The organism is Acetohalobium arabaticum DSM 5501, assembly GCF_000144695.1.
GTDB lineage: Bacteria > Bacillota > Halanaerobiia > Halobacteroidales > Acetohalobiaceae > Acetohalobium > Acetohalobium arabaticum.
On sequence record NC_014378.1, the window covers coordinates 1,540,624 to 1,564,695 of the forward strand.

At 39.4% G+C, this 24,072-nt stretch carries 27 protein-coding genes and 1 riboswitch; all 27 genes read right to left on the reverse strand.

Annotation, left to right across the window (positions count from 1 at the left end; translation table 11 throughout):
• Positions 1-20: 20 nt before the first annotated feature.
• Positions 21-458: a peptide deformylase gene (gene def, locus acear_RS07455; RefSeq protein ID WP_013278397.1), complete on the reverse strand. Its 438-nt coding sequence runs from the start codon at positions 456-458 to the stop codon at positions 21-23.
• Between the two features lie 42 nt (positions 459-500).
• Complete coding sequence (gene priA / locus acear_RS07460; RefSeq protein ID WP_013278398.1) at positions 501-2,744, reverse strand: primosomal protein N'; 2,244 nt, start codon at positions 2,742-2,744, stop codon at positions 501-503.
• Positions 2,745-2,871: 127 nt separating this feature from the next.
• On the reverse strand, positions 2,872-4,059 hold the full coding sequence (metK, locus tag acear_RS07465) for a methionine adenosyltransferase (protein ID WP_013278399.1): 1,188 nt from the start codon (positions 4,057-4,059) through the stop codon (positions 2,872-2,874).
• 69 nt (positions 4,060-4,128) lie between these two features.
• A riboswitch (SAM riboswitch) is annotated at positions 4,129-4,213 on the reverse strand.
• A gap of 87 nt (positions 4,214-4,300) precedes the next feature.
• Entirely contained in the window at positions 4,301-5,098 is a 798-nt protein-coding gene (locus acear_RS07470) for an ABC transporter ATP-binding protein (protein ID WP_013278400.1), read from the reverse strand.
• Positions 5,099-5,114: 16 nt separating this feature from the next.
• Entirely contained in the window at positions 5,115-6,005 is an 891-nt protein-coding gene (locus tag acear_RS07475; protein ID WP_041667322.1) for an ABC transporter permease, read from the reverse strand.
• 26 nt (positions 6,006-6,031) lie between these two features.
• Complete coding sequence (locus acear_RS07480) at positions 6,032-7,027, reverse strand: ABC transporter substrate-binding protein (protein ID WP_013278402.1); 996 nt, start codon at positions 7,025-7,027, stop codon at positions 6,032-6,034.
• A 312-nt stretch (positions 7,028-7,339) separates the two neighbouring features.
• The gene (locus tag acear_RS07485) at positions 7,340-7,786 is read right to left on the reverse strand and encodes an S-ribosylhomocysteine lyase (RefSeq protein ID WP_013278403.1); all 447 of its coding nucleotides are present in this window, start codon (positions 7,784-7,786) and stop codon (positions 7,340-7,342) included.
• Positions 7,776-9,008 (reverse strand): bifunctional phosphopantothenoylcysteine decarboxylase/phosphopantothenate--cysteine ligase CoaBC, encoded by a 1,233-nt coding sequence (coaBC, locus tag acear_RS07490; protein WP_013278404.1) that lies wholly within the window; start codon positions 9,006-9,008, stop codon positions 7,776-7,778. Before coaBC ends, acear_RS07485 begins: the two co-directional genes overlap by 11 nt.
• Before the next feature lie 20 nt (positions 9,009-9,028).
• Positions 9,029-9,232, reverse strand: coding sequence for a DNA-directed RNA polymerase subunit omega (rpoZ, locus tag acear_RS07495; protein WP_013278405.1), 204 nt, complete (start codon positions 9,230-9,232; stop codon positions 9,029-9,031).
• A 26-nt stretch (positions 9,233-9,258) separates the two neighbouring features.
• Positions 9,259-9,837 carry a guanylate kinase gene (gene gmk, locus acear_RS07500; RefSeq protein ID WP_013278406.1) on the reverse strand — a complete coding sequence of 193 codons (579 nt, stop codon included), beginning with the start codon at positions 9,835-9,837 and terminating at the stop codon, positions 9,259-9,261.
• A gap of 15 nt (positions 9,838-9,852) precedes the next feature.
• Positions 9,853-10,098 (reverse strand): extracellular matrix/biofilm regulator RemA, encoded by a 246-nt coding sequence (gene remA / locus acear_RS07505; protein WP_013278407.1) that lies wholly within the window; start codon positions 10,096-10,098, stop codon positions 9,853-9,855.
• A gap of 22 nt (positions 10,099-10,120) precedes the next feature.
• A complete protein-coding gene (locus tag acear_RS07510; protein WP_013278408.1) occupies positions 10,121-11,005 on the reverse strand; it encodes a YicC/YloC family endoribonuclease in 885 nt (294 codons plus the stop codon).
• A 167-nt stretch (positions 11,006-11,172) separates the two neighbouring features.
• Positions 11,173-11,895, reverse strand: a complete 723-nt coding sequence (gene hisIE, locus acear_RS07515) for a bifunctional phosphoribosyl-AMP cyclohydrolase/phosphoribosyl-ATP diphosphatase HisIE (RefSeq protein ID WP_013278409.1) — start codon at positions 11,893-11,895, stop codon at positions 11,173-11,175.
• Positions 11,892-12,653, reverse strand: coding sequence for an imidazole glycerol phosphate synthase subunit HisF (gene hisF / locus acear_RS07520; protein ID WP_013278410.1), 762 nt, complete (start codon positions 12,651-12,653; stop codon positions 11,892-11,894). The genes hisIE and hisF overlap by 4 nt, the downstream gene beginning before the upstream one ends.
• Before the next feature lie 18 nt (positions 12,654-12,671).
• A complete protein-coding gene (gene hisA / locus acear_RS07525) occupies positions 12,672-13,403 on the reverse strand; it encodes a 1-(5-phosphoribosyl)-5-[(5-phosphoribosylamino)methylideneamino]imidazole-4-carboxamide isomerase (protein WP_013278411.1) in 732 nt (243 codons plus the stop codon).
• Positions 13,403-14,011 (reverse strand): imidazole glycerol phosphate synthase subunit HisH, encoded by a 609-nt coding sequence (hisH, locus tag acear_RS07530; protein ID WP_013278412.1) that lies wholly within the window; start codon positions 14,009-14,011, stop codon positions 13,403-13,405. Before hisH ends, hisA begins: the two co-directional genes overlap by 1 nt.
• A gap of 20 nt (positions 14,012-14,031) precedes the next feature.
• On the reverse strand, positions 14,032-14,619 hold the full coding sequence (gene hisB, locus acear_RS07535) for an imidazoleglycerol-phosphate dehydratase HisB (RefSeq protein WP_013278413.1): 588 nt from the start codon (positions 14,617-14,619) through the stop codon (positions 14,032-14,034).
• 20 nt (positions 14,620-14,639) lie between these two features.
• Positions 14,640-15,935 carry a histidinol dehydrogenase gene (gene hisD, locus acear_RS07540; RefSeq protein WP_013278414.1) on the reverse strand — a complete coding sequence of 432 codons (1,296 nt, stop codon included), beginning with the start codon at positions 15,933-15,935 and terminating at the stop codon, positions 14,640-14,642.
• Complete coding sequence (gene hisG / locus acear_RS07545; protein ID WP_013278415.1) at positions 15,919-16,575, reverse strand: ATP phosphoribosyltransferase; 657 nt, start codon at positions 16,573-16,575, stop codon at positions 15,919-15,921. Before hisG ends, hisD begins: the two co-directional genes overlap by 17 nt.
• 18 nt (positions 16,576-16,593) lie before the next feature.
• Positions 16,594-17,856 carry an ATP phosphoribosyltransferase regulatory subunit gene (gene hisZ, locus acear_RS07550; RefSeq protein ID WP_013278416.1) on the reverse strand — a complete coding sequence of 421 codons (1,263 nt, stop codon included), beginning with the start codon at positions 17,854-17,856 and terminating at the stop codon, positions 16,594-16,596.
• A 129-nt stretch (positions 17,857-17,985) separates the two neighbouring features.
• Positions 17,986-18,573 carry a cell wall hydrolase gene (locus acear_RS07555; RefSeq protein WP_013278417.1) on the reverse strand — a complete coding sequence of 196 codons (588 nt, stop codon included), beginning with the start codon at positions 18,571-18,573 and terminating at the stop codon, positions 17,986-17,988.
• A gap of 27 nt (positions 18,574-18,600) precedes the next feature.
• Positions 18,601-19,014 carry a nucleoside-diphosphate kinase gene (gene ndk / locus acear_RS07560; protein ID WP_013278418.1) on the reverse strand — a complete coding sequence of 138 codons (414 nt, stop codon included), beginning with the start codon at positions 19,012-19,014 and terminating at the stop codon, positions 18,601-18,603.
• 28 nt (positions 19,015-19,042) lie between these two features.
• A complete protein-coding gene (locus acear_RS07565) occupies positions 19,043-19,711 on the reverse strand; it encodes an S-layer homology domain-containing protein (protein WP_013278419.1) in 669 nt (222 codons plus the stop codon).
• Positions 19,712-19,743: 32 nt separating this feature from the next.
• Positions 19,744-21,729, reverse strand: coding sequence for a cohesin domain-containing protein (locus tag acear_RS07570; RefSeq protein WP_013278420.1), 1,986 nt, complete (start codon positions 21,727-21,729; stop codon positions 19,744-19,746).
• Between the two features lie 29 nt (positions 21,730-21,758).
• Positions 21,759-22,886 (reverse strand): energy transducer TonB, encoded by a 1,128-nt coding sequence (locus tag acear_RS07575; protein ID WP_013278421.1) that lies wholly within the window; start codon positions 22,884-22,886, stop codon positions 21,759-21,761.
• A gap of 24 nt (positions 22,887-22,910) precedes the next feature.
• Positions 22,911-23,321 carry an ExbD/TolR family protein gene (locus acear_RS07580; protein WP_013278422.1) on the reverse strand — a complete coding sequence of 137 codons (411 nt, stop codon included), beginning with the start codon at positions 23,319-23,321 and terminating at the stop codon, positions 22,911-22,913.
• Positions 23,302-23,967, reverse strand: a complete 666-nt coding sequence (locus tag acear_RS07585; RefSeq protein WP_013278423.1) for a MotA/TolQ/ExbB proton channel family protein — start codon at positions 23,965-23,967, stop codon at positions 23,302-23,304. Before acear_RS07585 ends, acear_RS07580 begins: the two co-directional genes overlap by 20 nt.
• Between the last annotated feature and the right edge of the window lie 105 nt (positions 23,968-24,072).

Consider the following 24,072-nt stretch of genomic DNA (forward strand, 5'->3'; position numbering starts at 1 on the left):
CTCCTTTATATTTACCATGACTATTCTACTTTATCAACAAATAAAATCCCCTCTAGATGGTCAATCTCATGCTGCAAAACTCTGGCCAATAAGCCTTCAGCTTCAATCTCTACTTCTCTACCGTCACTATCTAACGCATCAACCACTACTCTAGCTGCTCGCTCAACATTACCATTTTCATTTGGAATACTCAAACATCCTTCCTCATCTATTTCAGAACCTGAACTCTCCACAATTTCAGGATTAATTAAAGCCAAAGGACCCTCTCCAACATCAACAACAATAACCCTTTTCGAAATTCCAATCTGCGGTGCTGCTAGACCAACACCTGAAGCATCATACATAGTATCCTGCATATTCTTGATTAATCCTTCTGTTTTTTCAGTAACCTCATCAACAGGCTTAGCCTCAGTCCGCAGAACTGGATCTCCAATCGTTCTAATCGATAATACTGCCATTTTAAACTCCTCCTTAACTGCTACTATATTATTATTTATCTATTATAACATTTTTATTGGATCAACATCAACACTAATTACAGTACTCTCTAAATTAACAGTCTTCTTTAAAGCCTCCAGACTGTAGCTATTTAGCTTTCTCATCATATCCAAATCTCTGCCTTTAAGAATCATCTGCCATCTATACTTGCCCCTTAATTTAGCCAATGGTGCCGGAATAGGTCCTAACAGTTCAACATTTAATTCCCTATCTCTAATCTGTTGGTTAAGTATTCCTCCTAGCTGATTGGCTACTTTGCTGACTTTAACCTCCTTCTCATGCTTGATAATCAGATTAATCAGATGAGTGAAGGGAGGATAATCCAATTCTTTTCTAGCCTCTATTTCCTGTTGATAGAAGGTTTCATAATCATGTTCTTTAGCTAATTGAATACTATAATGATCCGGATCGTAAGTCTGAACAACTACCTCCCCTACTATATCCCCCCGACCAGTCCGTCCGGCTACCTGAGTTAACAGCTGAAAGGTATGTTCGGCTGCTCTAAAATCCGGAAAATTCAAAGCAGTATCAGCTGTAATCACCCCAACTAAAGTAATATTAGGAAAATCATGTCCTTTAGCAATCATCTGCGTTCCCAGTAGAATATCAGCCTCATTATTTCTAAATCTATCCAGCATTCGCTGATGGGCCCCTTTGCGAGTAGTAGTATCTACATCCATTCTCAGCACCCGGGCAGTCGGAAACTCCTCTATAATTGCCTGTTCTACTTTCTGAGTTCCAGCTCCAAAGTACTTAATATATCGGCTTTCACACTCAGGACAGATGTCAGGGACCTTCCTTTGATAATCACAATAATGACAGCGCAGAAGCGTTTTATCAGCATGATAAGTAAGAGATACATCACAGTTAGGACACTCCAGTACAAAACCGCATTCGCGGCAGAGAACAAAGGTAGAGAATCCACGCCGATTCAAAAAGAGAATAATCTGTTCATTCTTAGCCAGTCTATCCTCAATAGCAGCAGTTAACCTTCTACTGAAGATGCTTCTGTGTCCTGCTTCCAACTCTTCCCTCATATCGATTACTTCTACCGGCGGCAGCGGCCTATTATCTATTCTATTCTCCAGGCTTACAGATTGATAATTTCCCTGCTGTACCTGATAATAACTCTCCAAAGCCGGAGTTGCTGTCCCTAGAACCGTTACTGCTCCGGTCAGTTCTGCCCGTTTGTTTGCTACCTTTCGGGCCTGATATTTAGGATGGTCCCCCTGTTTATAGGACGTCTCATGCTCTTCATCGATAATTATTAAACCTAGATTACTGAAAGGAGCAAAAATAGCAGACCGGGCTCCAACCACTACTTTAGCTTCTCCCCGCTTCATTCTCAGCCACTCATCATACCGTTCTCCATTAGAAAGATGGCTATGATAGATAGCAATCTGATCGCCAAATCTACTCTTAAACCGCTTTACTGTCTGAGGAGTTAAAGAAATCTCAGGCACTAATACAATTGCATCCTGACCATCATCTATTACTTGGGCAATAGCCTGTAGATAAACTTCTGTCTTACCACTACCTGTCACTCCCTTAAGGAGTAAGGTCCCACTTTCCGGTGCTTCCCTTAAATTTTCAATCTGATTTAAAGCTTTTTGCTGTTCAGTAGTTAAAGAGAAAGGAGTTGTAGGTTCAAAATCTATATCTGCTACCGGGTCTCTTCTAACTTCCATCTCTTCATATCTAATTAAATCCTTCTCATATAATCTCCGGACTGTACCGGAAGTAGTATTCACTTTTTCAGCTAAAGCAGTCGATGTTAAATCCTGATCTTGATTCTCAATCAAGTATTCTAGAACCTCTCGCTGCTTATAAGCCCGTTTACTTAACTTAGCAAGCTCTTGCTTTATCTCAGGTACAGAATAATTTAATCTAACAATCCTTTCTGTCTTCTGTGTTATGTCTCCAGATGGAATCACAGATTTTAAAACTGTAATTAAGTAAGTCTGGTAATAATCAGCAATCCACTTAGCCAACCTTAAAAGTTCTCTGTCAAATAACTGTAGTGAACTCTTTAGTTTAATTATTTCCTTTAGCTTTGTTGAATCAGACTCGACCTCTTCCTTTAATTCTATAACATAACCAGAAAGCTGTCGATGGCCAAAAGGTACTTTTACTTGGTATCCGATCTCAATTTCTTCTCTTAATTGATCGGGAATAAGATACGTAAAAGGTTTATCTACTTCATTAATAGGTAAATCTACAATTACTTCTGCATATCTAAACTCCATAATCCTGCCTCCAGATCCTCTTGCCATAACTAATTCTTACCACTATTATTATTCAAGACCTAGCTGAATATTCCTTTAAAAAATATAAAAGGACTAGACATTTCTGTCCAGCCCTCAACTTTCATTTTTATAATCCTGCCTCGTCCCGTAAAAGATCAGCCTTATCTGTCCGCTCCCACGGCAGTTCTAAATCATTTCGGCCAAGGTGACCGTAGGCAGCTACCTGATTATAGATAGGTCTCCTTAAATTCAGTTCTTCAATAATCCTACTGGGACGTAAATCAAAGTACTCTGTAATCAACTCTTCCAAAGCCTCTTCTTCAATATTAGCCGTACCAAAGGTATCCACCATGATTGAAACTGGTGAAGCCACTCCAATAGCATAAGACAGCTGAACCTCACATCTATCAGCCAGTCCTGCTGCTACTACATTCTTGGCCACATAACGGGCGGCATAAGTAGCAGATCTATCAACTTTTGTCGGATCTTTACCGGAAAAAGCCCCACCGCCGTGGCGAGCTGTACCACCGTAGGTATCAACAATTATCTTACGTCCGGTCAAACCAGCATCACCATGGGGGCCGCCGATAACAAATCTTCCGGTTGGATTTACTAAGTATTCTGTCTTATCATCCAGCATTTCTTCGTCAATAACCGGTTTAATCACTTCAGAAATAATATCTTCTTTAATCTGATCCAGAGATACATCCGGACCGTGCTGAGTAGAAACTACTACCGTATCCACTCTCACAGGCTTGTCCTCTTCATACTCAACAGTAACCTGTGTTTTACCATCAGGACGCAGATAAGATAACAGATTATCCTTTCTTACTTTAGCCAGCCTTCTAGCAAGTTTATGGGATAGAACAATCGGCAGCGGCATTAACTCTTCAGTTTCATTAGTAGCATAGCCAAACATCAATCCCTGGTCACCGGCTCCAAGCTCCTGGTCACCAGTGCTGCCTTCTTTAGCCTCTAGAGCCTCATCTACTCCCATAGCAATATCCGGCGACTGTTCATCAATAGATGTTAAGACAGCACAGGTCTCTCCATCAAAGCCGAATTTAGCCCGGGTATAGCCAATCTCCTTAACAGTCTCTCTAGCAATCTGCGAAATATCAACATAACAATCGGTAGAAATCTCACCGGAAACCAAGACCATTCCAGTTGTTACTAATGTTTCACAGGCAACTCTCCCCTGCGGGTCCTGGCTTAAAATAGCATCCAACACAGCATCAGAAATCTGATCAGCAACCTTATCCGGATGTCCTTCAGTTACTGATTCCGATGTAAATAAGTAATTTTTATTAGCCATTATATCACCTCTTAAAATAAAAAATCCCCTCCCGAAGGAGAGATGCTTAATCAATACGTTCTCAATGCCACCACATCTCCTAGGAATTAGCACCATGCAGGTTGCTGGTTGCCGGGCTTCATCGGGCCTGTCCCTCCGCCGCTCTTGATGCAGTATTTACAACCACATAAATACACTTAATATGTTAACATATCCAGAATTAATTGTCAATTAATATTTATCCAAAGTAACCGATTTTTCCTTATTGGGCTAACAACATCCGGTCATTCGTCAATTCTTTTCCCTGGGCTTGAGCAAATTTATCCAATAGCTCCTCTACTGTCATATGGCTGCGAGCCGAGCCTTTAATATCCAAAACTATCTCTCCAGTATCCATCATAATAGTTCTAGTTCCCATATCCAGAGCTTGAGTTAAATCATGGGTTACCATCAGTACTGTCAGATTATGCTTACCTACTATCTTATTAGTTAAATCAATAACCTGTTCTGCTGTTTTAGGATCTAAAGCAGCAGTATGTTCATCTAAAAGCAGCACCTTCGGCTTAGCTATCGTGGCCATAAGCAGCGTTAAAGACTGACGCTGGCCGCCGGATAAGAGACCGACTTTATCAGTTAATCTATCTTCTAAGCCTAATCCTAATAGGCTTAAATATTCTTTAAACTCATCTCTTCTTTCACTATCCACTCCGATACTTAGCCCCCGTCTTTTACCGCGGTCCGCTGCCATAGCTAAATTCTCCTCAATCGACATAGAAGCAGCAGTTCCTTCAAGAGGATCCTGAAAAACGCGACCGATTAAACCGGCCCGTTTATAATCAGGTTCACCAGTCAGTTCAATTCCGTTTACCTCAATACTGCCTTTATTAATCGGAAAAGTACCGGCAATTGAATTTAGCAATGTAGACTTACCAGCTCCGTTACTGCCGATAACCGTTACAAACTCCCCGGCATCCAGCTCCAAATCTACATCCCTGAGAGCTATATTCTCATTAACTGTTCCCTGACCAAATACTTTGCGTACTCCACTTACCTTTAACATAATGCCCACTCCCTTATCAAGAACTAGTATCAGATAACAGACTTAACTTTAAGTCTTCCTTTAAAGTAGGTGCCGCCAGAGCCAGAATCACTAACACTGAGGTCACTATCTTTAAATCCGTCGGCGCAAAACCTAAACGCAAAGCAGTAGTAATTGCTAAGCGGTAAACAATTGAACCGCCAATCACACTTAAAGTCGCCCAGAATATTTTTCGGGTACTGAAGACTACTTCTCCAATAATCACCGACGCTAAACCGATAATAATCATTCCAATTCCCATTCCGACATCAGCAAACCCCTGGTATTGGGCTACTAATGAACCAGCTAAAGCTACTAATGAATTGGATAAGGCTAAACCTAAAATAATCATCAGATCAGTATTAACCCCTAAGCTTCTAATCATCTGCTGATTATCTCCAGTTGCTCTTAGAGCCAGTCCTAGTTCAGTATGCAGAAACCAGTCTATTAATAACTTTAACAGAATAATAACAATCAAAAAGAAGATACCGGTCTGCCATAATCCAGCAAATCCAAGCGCTTCTATCTTAGTTAAGACAGTCTCTTGATTAAGCAGCGGAATATTGGCCTTCCCCATAATCCGTAAATTAATAGAATAGAGAGCAGTCATAGTCAAAATTCCAGACAGCAGTCCTACAATCTTTAATTTAGTATTTAAAAATCCAGTAATCATTCCGGCTACGGCCCCAATTAAGACTGCTATCAAAGTAGATATAATCGGATCTACTCCGCTGATAATCAGCTTAGCAGTGACAGCAGCTCCCAAAGGAAAGCTGCCGTCCACAGTTAAATCAGGAAAATCTAAAATTCTAAAGGTTAAATAGACACCTAGAGCCATGATGCCGTAGACTAACCCCTGTTCTATTGAACTCAATAATGTTCCCCACATTATCATTCTTCACCAACACCCCGATCTTATTTTATAATATTAGCTGCTCGATTAACTATATCATCTGGTAGATCTACATTCATCTCTTTAGCAGCTTCTTTATTGATTACTAATTCAGCTCCCTCTAAGTATTCTATCGGCATCTGAGCCGGATCTGCTCCAGCAATAACTTCTGCTGCCATGCTTCCTGTCTGCTGTCCAAGTTGATAATAGTTAATTCCAATAGTAGCCAGACCGCCCCGCTCAACCACCTCTTCTTCTCCAACAATCAGCGGTAGATCATTTTCATTAGCAACCTTCACTACTGATTCAACTGCTGATGCTACTGTATTATCTGTCGGGACATAGAAAGCATCTACTTTACCAGCCAGCGTTTGAGTAGTCTGAAAGACATCGCTACTATTACTTACAGCGCCTTCAACTAGATTAAGTCCTAACTCATCTGCCTTCTCTTTAGCCAGATCAGCCTGAACTACAGAGTTAGTTTCTCCTGCATTATATAGAATTCCAACATCCTTAACTTCAGGACTGATTTCAACCAACAGTTCCAGCTGTTTTCCTACAGGAGTTAAATCACTGGTTCCTGTTACATTGGTACCGGGTTTATCCAGGCTATTAACCAGTCCTGCCTCTTTGGGATCAGTAACTGCTGTAATCAGAATAGGAATCTCCGAAGTAGCATTCGCAGCCGCCTGGGCTGTAGGAGTAGCAATAGCTAAGATCATATCAACCTGATTATTCTTGAAATTCTTAGCTATCGTCTGAGCAGTAGACATATCTCCCTGTGCATTCTGGTAATCATAGTCCACATCTTCGCCTTCTTTATAACCCTGCTCAGCCAAAGAATCAACAAATCCTTTCCGGGCAGCATCCAAAGCAGGATGTTCTACAATCTGAATAACTCCAATTTTTAATTTTTTATCAGCTTCATTTCCCGTCTGACTCTGACCACAGCCTACTGTTATGATGATCAGTCCCAATATCAATAATCCTAATACAAGCTTTCTGTTAATTAAATCCATCACCTTTATCCACCCCTCTTAAAAAAATAAAATACACTCCAGGTAGGAGTGTACTAAACAACAGAAATAATATATACTAGCCACAACTTCATAATTTTAACTGAATAAAGAATACTAGCATATATAAGTTATCTCCTACCATCAAACCAAACTACTCTTTTGAAGTATAAAACTCTTTAATGAACTTCCCTACATATAACTACTATTCCTACATAAAGATACCTAATACTACTTATAAACCTGCTTGAAATATCAATGCCTACATCTTAACTATATCGTAATCTTTAATTAAAGTCAATTTAAATCGAATAATTATTCTTTAAATCCAGCCAGAACTTCCTCGGCATACTCTTTGGCTCCAAATAATGAATGATCACGATAATTACCGCATTCTCTAGCCGTAGTTGCTGGTACATCTTCCATTTCTGTCTTAATCACTTCCTGTAGTGAATCAACAACAGCTTCTTCTATTTCATCAAGTTCTGGACTGCCAACTACAATTAAATAAAAGCCTGTTCTGCATCCCATAGGAGCTACATCAACTACATTATCTATTCTTTCCCGCATATATCCTGCTAGAAGATGCTCCAAAGTATGCATTGCTCCTGTCGGTACAGCATTCTCATTAGGCTGTAATAATCTCAAATCATACTTTTGAATTAAATCTCCTTGAGGTGTCTCAATTCTACCGGCTTCACGCACATAAGGTGCATCAACCTGAGTATGATCCAGATTAAAGCTTTCTACTTCAATCTCCATTCTGCTCACCTCTCCTTTCCAACAGATTAGTAATCCGGTCCAGTAGTCTACTAGCTACTTCTTCTTTAGGTAAAGTAGGCAGTTCTTCTCTATCAGTTCTGCTAATTATTATTCCCCGGTTGGTATCAGTACCAAATCCGGCATCATCAGCAGTGATATCATTAGCTAGAATCAAATCCAGATTCTTCCGTTCCAGTTTTTCTTCTGCATTAGCAATTAAGTCTTCTGATTCAGCAGCAAAACCGACCAGTAATTTTTCTTCTTTTCTGTTACCCAGTTCAGCTAAGATATCAGGATTCCGCTCTAACTTAATTACCAGATCAGAATCATCTTTCTTAATCTTATTCTCAGCAATTTTTTGTGGGCGGTAATCAGCAACAGCAGCTGCTTTAATAATTATATCCTGCTCAGCCTGCAGTTCCATTACTCTTTCATACATCTGTTGGGCTGTTTGGACTTGAATAGATTCAACCCCCACCGGAGTCTGCAGGGCTGTCGGCGCTGTAACTAAGGTTACTTCAGCTCCGCGTCTGGCAGCTTCTTTAGCTACAGTATAACCCATCTTTCCTGATGAGTGATTACCAATAAACCTTACTGGATCGATAGGCTCCTGGGTACCTCCTGCTGTTATGAGTATTCGTTGGTCAGTCAACTCCAATCCTTTAGTCAACCGCTTAATTAACTCATTTACAATTTCATCCGGAGCAGGTAATCTGCCCTTGCCTTCAGTTCCACAGGCTAAATAGCCGGCATCCGGCTCTATTAGCTGATAATCTAATTCCTTAAGTTTAGTTAGATTTTGCTGTAGAATCGGATTATCATACATATTACAGTTCATAGCCGGAGCTAAAAGAACCGGAGCATTAGTAGCCATTACTGTGGTAGATAACATATCATCGGCAATTCCATTAGCTACCTTACCGATAATATTAGCTGTTGCTGGAGCTATTAAACAGAGGTCGGCCTTCTCTGCCAGCGAAATATGTTTAACATTCCACTGCTTTGGTTCAGTAAACATATCTACTATCACTGGATTATGGCTTAAAGAACGAAAACTTAAAGGCTGAACAAATTCAGTTGCTGACTCAGTCATAATCACATCAACTTCGGCCCCTAGCTTCTTTAAGCTGCTTACTATCTCCAGTGCCTTATAGGCAGCAATTCCACCGGTTACCCCCAATAATATACTCTTATTTTTCAACTTTTTCTCTTCATTAGGCATATTTATCAGTCCATTATAATTTATTCTTCGTCAACAGATTTATGCTTTAATCTACCAGCTAAAACCTCTTCTAAAGCATTAGAGACAGGCTTTTTAGTTTTACAATCAACTACCGGGTCTTCATCATTTAATTCTCTTGCTCTCTTTGCTGCTTCAATTACTAAGGTATACTCTTTAGCTCCAGACTTTTCCAACAGTTCTCCTATAGGTGGATAAGCTAACATCTTAATTCCCCCTTATTAATATAATTTTAGTCTACTTTACAGCGTTCAGCAATAATAACCGACTTTACTTTCTCTACTGCTTCCTCAACCTCATCATTAACAACTATATAATCATAATTTTCTGCCCGTTCCATCTCTTCAGTAGCATTCTCCATTCTAACCTCTATTGCTTTCTGGCTGTCAGTACCACGCTTTTGAATTCTTGCCTCCAGTTCTTCCAGAGACGGAGGGGCTAAAAAGATAAAAACCCCCTGTTGATAACTCTTCTTCACCTGGGCAGCCCCCTGAATATCTATCTCCAGAATCACATCCTGCCCACTAGCTAGAGTATCTTCAACACACTTTTTAGGCGTACCATAATAATTCTCATGTACTTTGGCCCATTCTATAAACTCATCATTATCGATCATTTCCTTAAATTCTGTTTCCGATACGAAGAAATAATCAACCCCATCCTCTTCATCAACACGAGGCTGGCGGGTAGTAACTGAAACAGAATAAGATATATCCTGGTATTCATCCATCAGTGCTGTAATGACTGTGCCCTTACCTACAGCTGATGGTCCAGACAGAATAATTAATTTTCCTTCTTCAGACTTTAACATTTCTACGCCACCTTCTTATTCTTCATCGTCTATACGCTGAGATACTGTTTCTGGTTGAACAGCTGATAGAATAACATGGTCACTATCAGTAATCACAACTGCTCTAGTTCGCCGACCATAAGTAGCATCAACTAGCATTCCTCGGTCTCTAGCCTCTTGAATTATCCTTTTAATCGGAGCTGATTCAGGACTGACAATTGCAATAATCCGATTAGCTGCAGCAATATTACCAAAACCAATATTAATTAATTTAATTCCCATTTTCAAATTCCTCCTTTACATCTTATTCTACATTCCTTACCTGTTCTCTAATCTTATCTACTTCACTCTTTAAATCTATAACATAATTACTGATTTCTGAATCATTTATCTTGGAGCCGACAGTATTGATCTCTCTGTGCATCTCCTGCGCAATAAAATCTAGTTTTCTTCCTACAGGCTCTGCTACATCCAGTTCCAATGTCTCTTCAAACTGTTCAATATGGCTCTTTAATCTAACTAATTCTTCTGTAACGTCACTTTTATCAGCCATAATAACTACTTCATTGGCTAATCTCTCTTCATTAACTTCAGCATCAGTCAATAATTCTTCAAGCCTATCTTCCAGCTTTGCTTTATACTTATCAACCATCTCAGGAATTCTATCTTCTATCTTTTCAATCAAACTCTCAATACTTTCCGCTCTGGCTGCTAGATCAGCTAGAAGTTTATTACCTTCCTTTTCTCTCATCTCTATAAAATCAACTAAGGCTTCTTTTGTTGCCTCTTTAATCTCAGGCCATAGCCCCTCTACATTCTGTTTTATTTCTTCTACTTCCAGAATATCATCAAACTGCGTTAATAAATTAATATTCAGTTCACCAGTTAAATCAAATTTATCCTTTAATCTCTTTAAAGAATCAATATACTCTGTAGCTGTTGTCTGATTAATACTTACTTTTACCTCAGCCTCTTCTTTATTCTTTATCTCTAAATTATAATTCACTTTTCCCCGTCCAACCCTGCTTTTAATAATCTCTTTGAGTTTGGGCTCCAATGGAGAAAAATGATCCGGAATATGTAAATAGATCTTCTGATATTTATGATTAACAGACTTAATCTCTACTATTATCTCATATCCTTCAATTTCTACCTGGGCCTGACTATAACCGGTCATACTTCTAAGCATCTTTGTCACCTACCTACTCCAATAATAGATTTACCCACATTACAGGAAATTATTAATACTTTAGTTGCTAAGTTAAACCAATATGACTATCTATTAATATAACATTCTTTAATTCTGATTGCAAGAAAAAAGATAGCTCTTGAAGAGCTATCTTAGAAAGAATGCTACTACTTTTCAAATCTACTGGCCAATTCATCATACACCTGATTTAAATTGATCTCGTGATAATTCAATAAAACCAATAAGTGATATAATAAATCAGCTATCTCAGCAACAATCTCCTCCTCATCGCCATTCTTCGAAGCAATGACTACTTCTGTTGCTTCTTCGCCTACCTTCTTTAAGATCTTATCCAGTCCTTCATCGAAGAGATAACAGGTATAGGAATCCTCTACCGGATTCTCTTTGCGGTCCAGTACTACCTGATAGACTTCCTGCAGAATCTGGGGCAAGCTGCCTTTCGGTACTAACTGATTCTCAGTCTTCTCTTCAGAATCATCGCTTACTTTCTCGCCGTAGACTTCATCAGGGTCAAATACCTTCCGGCCAGTAGCTTCAAACTTCTTGCTAGAATTAAGCTGGCGGTAAAAACAGGAGTAATAACCAGTATGGCAGGCGCCCCCTGTCTGGCGTACCTTAACTAGTAATGTATCTCCATCACAATCAAGCTTAATCTCTTCTACCTGTTGTAAGTGACCGGATGATTCTCCCTTCTTCCATAGTTTCTGTCGGCTGCGGCTCCAAAACCAGGTATAACCTGTCTTTACAGTCTTAGTTACTGCTTCTTGATTCATATAAGCCATCATCAGAACTTCATCAGTCTCAATATCCTGAACAATAGCCGGAATTAAATCGTCATCATTAAAATCAAGCTCATCTAAATAATTCATATCCTTACTACTACCTCCTCCTGCTGTAGATACTCCTTAACTTCTGTAATCGAATACTCCTCAAAATGAAAGATAGAAGCTGCTAAAGCTGCATCAGCCTTACCTTCAGTAAAGGCATTCAAGATATCCTCCGGATCTCCTGCTCCTCCAGAAGCAATCACTGGAATATTTAACCGGCTGGAAACAGCAGCATTCAATTCGTTATCATAGCCGTCTTTAGTACCGTCAGAATCCATACTGGTTAACAGAATCTCGCCTGCTCCTAGCTCTTCAACTCTTGTAGCCCACTCAACAGCATCCAGTCCTGTAGCTTTGCGCCCGCCGTGAATATATACTTCCCAGCCTGAATCATCCTCCTTGCGTTTAGCATCAATGGCTACTACAATACACTGGCTGCCGAACTTTTTGGCACCTTCAGCAATCAAATCAGGATTCTTAACTGCAGCCGAATTAATAGAAATCTTATCGGCCCCGGCCTTCAAAAGCCGACGCATATCAGCTATGGTCCGAATGCCGCCCCCGATTGTGAAGGGAATAAAGACCTCTTCTGAAGTCCGCTTCACTACTTCAACCATTGTCTCCCTCTTTTCTGCGGAAGCAGTAATATCTAAAAAGACCAATTCATCAGCCCCTGCCTGATCATAAAATGCAGCCAGTTCTACTGGATCACCGGCATCTCTAAGTCCCACAAAATTAACTCCTTTTACTACCCGGCCTTCATCCACATCAAGACAGGGAATTATCCGTTTAGCTAACACATATCTTCCCTCCCATCACTAATCTTGGTCATCGACTAACTCAATTGCTTCTTCTAAATCTAGATCCTTACTGTAAAGAGCCTTACCTGTAATTACTCCTTCAACACCAAACTCCTCTAACTCAGCTATGGCCTCAATATCGGCTAATTGGGATACCCCTCCAGAAGCTATAACCTTCAATTCTGTCTTACAGGCCAACTCTTTAGTATTCTCAATATTAGGACCAGTTAGCGTTCCATCTTTACTGATATCAGTAAAGACAACCCGCTTAACTCCTTTCTGCTGCATAGCCTTGCCTAGATCTACAGCAGTAGTATCCGATGTCTCTAGCCAGCCTTCAGTAGCTACATAGCCGTCTTTAGCATCAATACCGATGACTATCCTATCACTACCGAAGTTATCGATTGCCCTCACTACCAGATCAGGATTCTCCACTGCTGCTGTTCCGATAATCACACGTTCAACTCCGATATCTAAATAATTTTCTATTGTTGCTAAATCACGGATTCCACCGCCTACCTGCAAAGGTAATTCTACTCTATTCACAATCTCAGAAATGAGATCTAAATTCTTCGGCTTGCCATCCAAGGCTCCATCCAAATCAACAATATGAAGCCTGGTAGCCCCTTTAGCAGCCCATAATTCAGCCATCTCCAGCGGTTGACCATAGACTGTCTTCTGGTCAAAGTCTCCTTTATAGAGCCGGACACATTCTCCATCTTTAATATCTATTGCCGGAATAACCTCCATTATATCAACTCCCCAAAGTTTTTCAAGATCTTAAGTCCCTGCTTACTGCTCTTCTCTGGATGGTACTGAACAGCATAAACATTATCCTGTTGAATACTGGAGACAAACTCCATTCCATACTCAGTAGTAGTGGCAATTACTGACTCATCTTCCGGTACTACATAATAGGAATGAACAAAGTACTGAAAGAAACCTGATTCCAGATCCTTAAATAGTTCTGTCTCCTTTTCCAATTCAAGCTGATTCCAGCCCATGTGGGGAATCTTTTTATCCAACTCAGCAGGAAATTTGACTACTTTACCCGGAATAATATCCAGCCCTTTCTGCTGGCCCCATTCTTCACTAGTCGAAAAGAGCAAATGAAGGCCCAGGCAGATACCTAAAAAAGGCATTCCCTGCTCAATTACATCATTGATTACTCCAATCAGTCCAGCCTCTCTTAGATTATCCATAGCATCACCAAAGGCACCGACTCCCGGCAGTACTACACCATCAGCCTTCGCTATCTCTGCTGGATCAGAAGTTATTTCAGCAGCAAATCCCATCTTTTCAAATCCCTTTTGAACGCTGCGTAAATTTCCCATGCCGTAATCTATAATCCTGATCATTATTAACTACTACCTCCCTGCTACTCTAGCTTATCTTTGGTAGACATAACTCCAGTAATTCGCTTATCCTCTTCTACTGCTTCACATAAAGCACGGCCAAAGGCCTTAAAGGCTGCTTCGATAATATGATGCGTATTCTCTCCAGCCAGCTGGCGGAGATGGAGATTCAGACCACCATTCTGGACTACAGCTCGCATAAACTCTACTACTAACTCGGTATCAAACTCGCCTACTCTGTCCCGTTTCAATTCCAATCCATAGGCTAGATAGGATCTACCGCTTAAATCCAGTGAAACTGAAACTAAAGCCTCATCCATAGGTACATATTCAGTTCCATACCTCTTAATTCCTGCTTTATCTCCTATCGATTTATTAATAGCCCGTCCTAAACAGATACCTATATCCTCTACTGTATGATGAGCATCAATCTCCAAATCGCCATCTGCTGTAAGCTCAAGATTGAATAGGCCATGTTTACTAAACAGCTCCAGCATATGATCTAAAAAAGGAACTCCTGTATCTACTTTGCTGCTGCCGTCTCCATCCAGATTTAACCTAAGTTCAATCTCAGTTTCTGATGTCCGGCGTTTAATCTCGGCTTCTCTCATTTAAATCTTCCTTTCCTTACTTAATCTTCAAACCTAACTCTAACTGAATTAGCATGGGCATCCAGTCCTTCCACTTCAGCTAACTTGATAGCTTTATCCTTTACTTTGGCCAGTCCTTCCTTCGAATAAGACAGAATACTGGACTTTTTAATAAAGTCATCCAGATTTAAAGAAGAATAGAAGCGGGCTGAGCCTCCTGTCGGTAGAACATGGTTCGGTCCAGCTATGTAATCACCGAGCGGTTCAGCCGTATTGTGGCCTAAAAAGATTGCTCCGGCATTTTTGAGCTTACCTACTAATTCAAAAGGCTTATCAACAGCAACCTCCAAATGCTCAGGAGCAAAGCGGTTAGTAATCTCTATTGCCTCAGTTAGATCATCAGTTAAAATAATTGCTCCGTAATCCTCAAGAGCCTGAGTAGCTATCTCCTGGCGCGACAATTCAGCCAGCTGCTTTTTAAGCTCGACCTGTACAGCTTCTGCTAACTCTTTCGAATCAGTTACCAAGACTGATGAAGCCATAGGATCATGTTCAGCCTGGGATAGCAGATCAGCCGCCACATGCTTAGGAACTGCTGTATTATCAGCTAAGACCAGTACTTCACTAGGTCCAGCCAACATATCGATATCCACATATCCGTAGGCTAACTTCTTGGCCAGAGTAACATAGATATTCCCCGGTCCTACTATCTTATCTACTTTAGGTACTGCTTCAGTTCCAAAAGCTATTGCACCTACTGCCTGGGCTCCGCCTACCTTATAAATTTTATCTATATCTATCTTATCAGCTGCTACCAAAGTATAGGGATTCATCTCACCTGATTCATCCGGCGGCGATACCATAATTACCTCATCTACCTCTGCAACCTTGGCCGGAATTCCATTCATCAAAACCGAAGAAGGATAAGCAGCTGTTCCACCCGGCACATAAAGCCCTACACTCTCTAAAGGCCGAATCACCTGGCCTAAGACTACTCCATCATCATCAACATTCATCCAGCTTTCTCTCTTCTGGCGCCTGTGAAAATCCTCAATATTCTCGATTGCTGTCTCCAAAGCAGCCAGAAATTCATCATCCACCTGTTTGTAGGCAGCCTTAATCTCCTCTTCAGTTACTAACATCTCTTCCGGACTAAATTCCACACCATCAAATTTAGCAGTATACTTCAATACCGCTTCATCACCATTGGCCTGAATATCATTCAATACCTCTTCTACCGTTTCCATCTTCTCGGGATCATCAAAAGAAGAGCGAGTTAAGATATCCTCCAGCTTATCATCTACCTCTGCTTCATTAGTATTAATTAATTTGATCATCTTTACTATTCAAACTCCTTTCTATTCTTTGAACTATATTCTTGATTTCACCATAATGTGTTTTGTAACTAACGCGATTTATTATTAATCGGGCTGACGACTTAGCTACTTCAGCAATTTCAACTAAGTTATTCTTCCGCAGAGTCGTTCCTGTTGAAGTTATATCGACTATCATTTCTGCTAAATCCACTGCTGGTGCCATTTCAATCGATCCATTGAGCTTAATTGTTTCTACCTGAATACCATGTTGATTAAAGAATCTCTCAGCAGTTTGGGGATACTTAGTAGCTACTCTAGCCTTAGCCGGCAGCTCTTCTAATGTAGTAATCCCTAAATCTTTCGGCACTGCTACTACTAACCTACAGCAACCTAACCCTAAATCAACTACTTCACAGACCTTCTTGCCGGATTCTAACAACACATCCTTACCGGAAACACCGATATCAGCTGCTCCATACTCAACATAAGTCGGTACATCTACTGCCTTAGATAAGATAAATTCAAAATCACCATTCTGTCCGGATAATATTAACTTTCTCGAATCATCATCCAAATCCTTGTTAACTACTCCTGCCTCCTGCAAAATATCCACTACAGGATCAAACAGTCTCCCTTTGGGCAGTGCAATCTTGAGTGGCATAACCATCACCTCCTAATTTTATTTTAATCTAATCACTTCTTGGCCACATAAAGTATCAAGTTCATAATCTCTATCTTTAATTAATTCTTTAGAACCAAGATAAACCAACCGACTCCAATCACTTTTAGATGCATAGTCTATACTACTAGCCAAATCACGGTCAATTATCTCTAATGCTACTTTTTTATCATCTGCTCGTAAATCTTTAGCTAAATTAATTGCTGCTTCCTTCTTATCTTCCTCATACAGCAAGAAGATCCTCTCTTCTTCAATCGGAAGCTCAACTCCCTGATTCTCCAGTGCTATCAATAATCTATCAATTCCGACTGCAAAGCCTGTAGCCGGACTTGCAGCTCCAAACTGTTCCAGCAGATTATCATACCTACCACCGCCACAGATAGTAAATCCTAAATCCTGTGTATAACCTTCAAAGACCATTCCTGTATAGTAATTAAAACCACGGATAATATTTAAATCAAGATTAATACAGTCTGCCACACCTAAAAGTTCTAAGTTTTTATAGATCTTTTCCAGATTATCCAAAGCTGACTTTGACTGCTGATTATCCACTAATTCTCTAGCCCGATCTATAATCTCTCTACCTCCTCTTAAATCAGGCAGAGTTAACAGAGCCTTCCTCTGTCTAGCAGTTAAATCAGTTTCTTTTACCAACCTCTCTAAACCTACAAAATCCTTTTGGTTCAGTTTACTTCGAATCTTTTTCTTCATTTCTGTAGTTAAATCTGCTTCTTCCATTAAGCCTATAAAGTAATCAATCTGACCAATATCCAGTGAAAAGTTCTTTAAACCCACCTGCTGTAATACCTCTACAGCAATAGCTGCAATCTCAGCATCAGCTAACTGTTCTTTGGCTCCGATTAATTCTATTCCAGCTTGATAAAACTCACGCTGCCTGCCTGCTTGTGGAGCTTCATACTTGAACACATTGGCCTGATAAGAAAGTCGGAGCGGACGCGGTGCTTCTTTTAATCTATTTGCTACTAACCTAGCGATAGGAGCTGTCATTTCCGGACGCAGAGCTAAAATATGGCCCTTTCGATCAAATAATTTATACATCTTCTGCTGCAGTTCTGAACCGGTTCCGATTGATAAGGCAGCAAAGAACTCAATTGCTGGAGTTATAACTTCTTCATAACCCCATCTAGCAAAGATAGAATCAATCTCTCTTTCTAAATACTTCTTCTTTTTTGCTTCCTCCGGCAGATAATCCTTAGTACCATCGGGGGTCTGCATCTTAGTAAAATTCAATTCACTTTCCATTCTACCACCTCTTTATTATTTTAATACAGTAAAGTATTAACTTATTAAAATATAACATACTAATTTTTAAATGTCAATATAAATATAGAAAATCCTAACACCCCAATTAGTGTTAGGATTGTTAATCATTTATTCAGCAAAGACATGGTTTCCGATCTCAACGGTAGTTTCTCGAGTAGATAACCACCATAAAGTACGGGCTTTATCAGGATTATAAAAGTAAAGGGCATCTTTAGAAGGATCCCGCCCACTTAATGCTTCCTTGGCAGCTCGATAGGCTGTCTTATTTGGATTCAGATTAATCTGACCATTTTCTACTGAAGTGAACTGGCCTTCCTGATAGACAACTTCCTGAATTGTATCCGGAAATTGACTGCTTCTTACTCGATTTAATACTACCGCCCCTACGGCTACCTGGCCTCGATATGGTTCCCCTCGGGCTTCAGCATGGATTATCCGTGCTAACAGTCCTTGGTTTGAATCAGATATATTCTCTGCATTTACATCTTCTTCTAATGCTTCTCTAACTACAGTGAATAATAAAATTAAAGCTAATCCCTTCGAAATATCATCACTACTAACTTTAATATCAAGTCCAGAAGCATGAGCAACATTATCCTGACATAGTGGTAATAATACTGTTATGTAAGAAATTAATAGAGTAAATATTAACGTTAAGGCTACCACTTTTAAGCTAAATCCTGTCTTGTTTGTCATCAACATCTACTCCTCTATAACATTTATTTAGATGATTTCATCTTCACTAAAGAATAAATCTATCTCACGTTCAGCACTCTCAGGCGAATCTGAACCATGCACTACATTCCTATCGATACTTAAAGCATAATCGCCTCGAATACTTCCTGGAGTAGATTCAGCAGGATCTGTTTGACCCATCATCCTTCTGACAATTTTAATGGCACCTGGACCTTCAACTACCATAGCTACCACTGGTCCGGAAGTAATAAATTCTTTTAAATCAGAAAAGAAAGGCTTGTCTATATGTTCTGCATAATGCTTTTTAGCTAATCTATTTGAAATCTGCATCATCTTCATTGCTTTAATTTCTAAGCCTTTCTTCTCAATCCTAGAAATTATCTCTCCTACTAAATTACGCCTAGTACCATCTGGTTTGATCATGAAGAATGTCTGTTCCACAACAATTCCTCCTAAATTAATTTATAATTTAACTCCCAGCTGCTAATACTAATAATAATAATCCTCCGCCGACTAACATTTGATTCTTTGATTTAGACTTTAATTCCTCATTCTCATCTTTAGTTTCACTGAGTTCATCTTCTAAAACAGAAACCCGATTTCTCAAATTGCGGTTCTTACTCTCTAAAGTTGTTAATCTTGATTTAAGACTATGTTGGGTTGCTTCATATTCCTCAATATCTGTAATTATCTTATCAACTTCTTTTCTTACTGCCATCAATTCTTCTTTAGTCTTAATTCTATCCTCTTCGGCTACCTTATCTTGTTTGGCAAGCTTATCCAGTTTTTTATCAAAGATATCTGTCTTTTTATTTATCTCTACTAATTCAGATCTAAACTCTGTAGAAAGCTCTCGTAATGTAGCAGCATCTTCTTTGGAACCCTTTACCTGTCCCTGATCAATAGTCGCCAAAATTTCAGCTACAACTTTGGCCAATTGGTATCTAGTCACTTCTTCCTGTCCGTTAAAAGTATTATCTTCATGTAAAGACATAAATCCTCTATCTACTAATTCCTTAACACTTTGATAGGCCCAGTGGTCCTTTGGAACATCTTCAATCTTCTCCTGTCCAAAGACAGGTAAAGTAAATACTAACAACAGACTTACTATTAAGCCGATACTAACTATCTTCTTCATTATTCTTCCCCCTTTAACTTGGTTTAGTTATATTAATTATCAATTATAAAGCTAAGTCTTTCCTGATCATAATTTATTTCTTGGCCTGATTCATCAGTAATTAATAAATCTTTAAAGCTAATATTAGCAGACCCTGACCTCTTCACCTTAAAATAGAGGATCCCTACCGTATCGGATAATACATCTTCTTCCTTTCTAGTATTACCCGTTAAAGAAATAGTTCCTTTATTTCTATTGAGGTCTTGTTCCCAACTAAGCAGTTCATTATTCTGAACAAATAATGTTCCTCGTGAAGCATAGATCAGATCTAACCTATTCTGGTTATACTTTAATTCAGCAGCTACTTTATAAAGCTTTTCAATATTGGCTACTTTAAACCGGACCTTTAGATAATCTCCTACTTTTATATCCTGATTATCAGTCTGTAGATAGGCTGCTGGTTCCAATTTAGGAACATGTAGAAACTCCATCCCGGATTCATTTTCAGTATTAATCGCCTCCATCTCTACAGCATAAGGTAGTTCTCCCTCCATACCGACTGATTCCACCATCCACGGAACATCTACTTCTTCCTCAGGCTCTAAATAGCCTAAATACTTAATCTTTTTCTCTCCATCTGCCAGCTTCAATCCAGGCGGTAGAATAATAGATACCGTCGGATCATAAGCAGTAGAAGCTCCTCTGTTGGCTACTTTAGCAGTTACCTCAAAAGGATTAGGCTCTAACATTCTATTCTCAAGCTCCAATTTTTTAGGTCCTGAAAGTGATAATTTCAGTTTAGGAGGCCCAATTACTGTAACTGACCGGCTGACTGAATTATCATCAGTATTCTCAGCTGTAACATCAACACTATATTCTAACTCCTGCTTGGCTTCTTCTTTAGGTTCTACCTGCCAGACCACCTGGCTTGTAGATCCCGGTTTAAGATTTCCGAGAGATTTTTCTTTAGCTTCATCACCGGCCAAAGTTAATCCCTCTGGTAGATTAAGTTCTGTTGCTACTTCTTTAGCCTCAATCTCAGCTGTGTTCTGAATATAAGCAACCACTGGAAAAGACTTATTCTGTTTATCCAGCACTACCTCAGCTGGTGAACTAACTCCCAATGATAATAAACCGGGTACAGTAGTAATTCCGCCTAAACCATAATTAGTAACATAGGTTGTACTCTCACCAGGAGGTAAAGATTTAGGCTCCCAGAAAAGAGCCAAGGCACTATCCAATTGGAACTCACCTTTTCGCATGAATTCTTCACCAGGATTATAATCAAAACTCCAGACCCCATCAGCCAGACTACCCCAGTCAGCAACATAGAGTTTATCAGGAGCAGTTACCTGATTCCCTTTAACAGTACCCTGGGCTATAACCTGCGCATCATCTAATTTATCAAAAGCCTGCCAGAAAATCGGCAGCTTATCCTTAGTATACATTTTATCTGTCTTTAGAGCATTAGAACCGATTCGAAAAGGGGCCCCATCATTATTTCCTAACATAGTATCAAGCATAATTCTAAGTCCTATTTTATGTAATTTATCACCGCTATTTTTTACCTTATATTTAATCTGTGCAGTATCAGGCAGACCAGTAGTATTACTTTTAACAAAGCTCAAACTCTGAATTACAGTTATATCGCCGTATTTATAAACAGTCTCAATTGCTCCCTGTTCAGTTATATACGGAGCCTTAACCTGCTTACCATACTTACCTAACTTACCGGCCCGTTTATCAGTTTTGCCTCCAAACACATAGTTGGTATCATCAACTTTAATTGTAGTATATGACGTCCATGGCTTCGGTCTACCATAAATTAGCGGTTTCCCGTCATCATTATCATGCATTGGATCACCGCCGGTTACATCAACAGCAAAACGACTAGCATTCTTCTGATCCTGATTGACAACTATTGAAATATAATCATTCTTAATCTGTAAGTTTCCATGCTCATCTACAGCTGCTAAAGCATTGGCACTCAATAATATAAAACTGATTATTACTATTATTACCATCAATCTGGATTTCATACATCACTCACCTCTCAACAGCCGAAATATTATAAGTCAAGCCGGTTAAATTTAATCTCTACCTCCCCCGAAGTAAAGACAACATCTAAGAAGATTACATAACTACTGCCAGCTGTATCAAACTCCCAGCCTCGCTGAACAGTTAACTTAGCTACTCCATCCAAATTACTATCACCAGAAGATTCAAGAATTATAACATTCTTGACTTCTCCTGTAGCTTCGACCTCAACTTTGAGTGCAACCCTGCCCTCTACCCCTTGATTAACAGCATTCTTAGGATAAACAGGCATTTTCTTTTTAGCTACCATCATCTGCGGCGTCTTCTCTTTAGGCTGCTCTTGGCCTTCAGTTTCTTCTGCTCCACTCTTCTGTTGCTCACCATCTGAAGCAGCTGCCTTATCCTTATCCTGTGAATCTTTTTCCGCTTCAGCAGTTTTATCTTTACTTTTCTCAGTTTCCTTATTCCCTTCAGATTTTTCATTTTCAGATTTACTATCTTCAGTCTTATCTTCTTTGACTTCTACAGTTTCTTCTCCTTGTTTGCTGTCTAAAACATCAGAAGCAGCTTCAGGAGTCGAATCATCCTCAAGCTTACCTGCATCCTCAGAATTAGATGCTGTCTTTTCTTGACTCTCCTCAGCCTTTTCCGGTTCTTTCGGTTCTACTTCTTCTGGCTCTACTTCTTTCTTATTCGGCTCTTCTGGTTCTACTTCTTCAGGTTTAGTTTCTTCAGATTCTATTTCTTCTGATTTTTGTTCTTCTGGCTCCTGCTGTTCTGGCTCTTCTGATACAGTATCAGTTTCTTCTTTTGAGCCTTTATTTATATTCTCTTTTGATTCATTATTTCCTTTTGATTCATTATTTCCTTTTGATTCATTATCTTCTTTTGGCTCATCTTCATTATTTCTTTTATCTTTTTTCTCATCTTCGTTCTTATTATCTTCCTGATCCTCTACTTCATCCTTAGGTTCTTCCTTTTCTACTCCTTCTACTCTATTGACTGTATTAGAATCTGATTTATCCAAGTCACTGAATTCAATTACCCCTTGCTGCCTTAAGGGATAGGTCTTAAAAGCAGGCTTTGCTTCGTAAAAATTAGGAGACAAAGAAAGAATCAATATATGGAGCAAGAGTGAGATTAAAATATATCGTTTCATTAAACCAACCACCTTAAGTCATAATTATTTCTGGTCAACTTTATTATCAGCTGCTAAAGCCAGTTTAGAAGCGCCAACCTGGCGGGCTATATCCATTACTTCCACTACTTCATCATAGGCTACTGCTCTATCAGCTTTAATAATAACTACCGCTTTAGGATTCTGCTCAATTACAGTAGCTACCTCATTCTTTAAATCAGTCTTAGTCAACAGCTGATCATCTACATATATCTGACCATTAGCCGATACATTGACCATCAATTGCTCCTGCTTTTGTTCAGTGACAGTTTCAGCCTGGGGTAAGTCTATATCCAGACCGGCTGGAGTAGTTCGAAAGGTAGTAAATAACATAAAAAAGACTAACAAGAAAAATAACACATCAATCATAGGTAGGATCTTAATTTTGGTTCTGGATTTATTGTTTCTTTGAAACATAACTCTCACCTCTAGCTGTTGAGCTAGAGCAATTGCTGCTTGGATCCTCTGCTAACATCTCTATTAGCCTAGTTGACCACTGCTGCATCTCAGTCATCTTGGCTTCTACTTTACTATCCAGATATGTATAGAATAACATAGTAGGAATTGCAACTATTAAACCGATGGCCGTACTGATTAAAGCCTCAGCAATACCGGAACTTAAAGCACTAGGAGCAGCCATTCCCTGGGCTCCAGCTAAAATATCAAAACTTTTTATAATTCCAATTACTGTTCCTAATAACCCCAACAGTGGTGATACTGAAGCAATAAAATCAAGCACTCGCAGCCTCTTTTCCATTACCCTGATTTCATGCTGACCGCGGGCCTGAATAAATTCTTTCACTGTCTGCCGGTCATGTCTATATTTCTCTAGGCCGGCTAGAACCATAGCTGCAATCGGACCATTTGTCTTTTCGGCTTCTTTCTTTGCCTTTGATAGCTTACCATCTGAAAGCAGTAGCTTAACCCGCTTTACTAATCTAAAATCATTGTTATTTATACTCCGAAAATAAAAATATCTTTCAAGAATGATGGCAACACTTAAAATCGAACAGATTAATAAGGGTATAATAGTTGGACCGCCTTTAAATACAAAATTTAGCATCTCAAATCCTCCTCAGCAGAATACAATTTGGTTTCTATCTTCCATCTACTTCTAAATTTTCGACATTCGAATAGTTAATTCCTGCAAAAAATAAAAAATCACCTC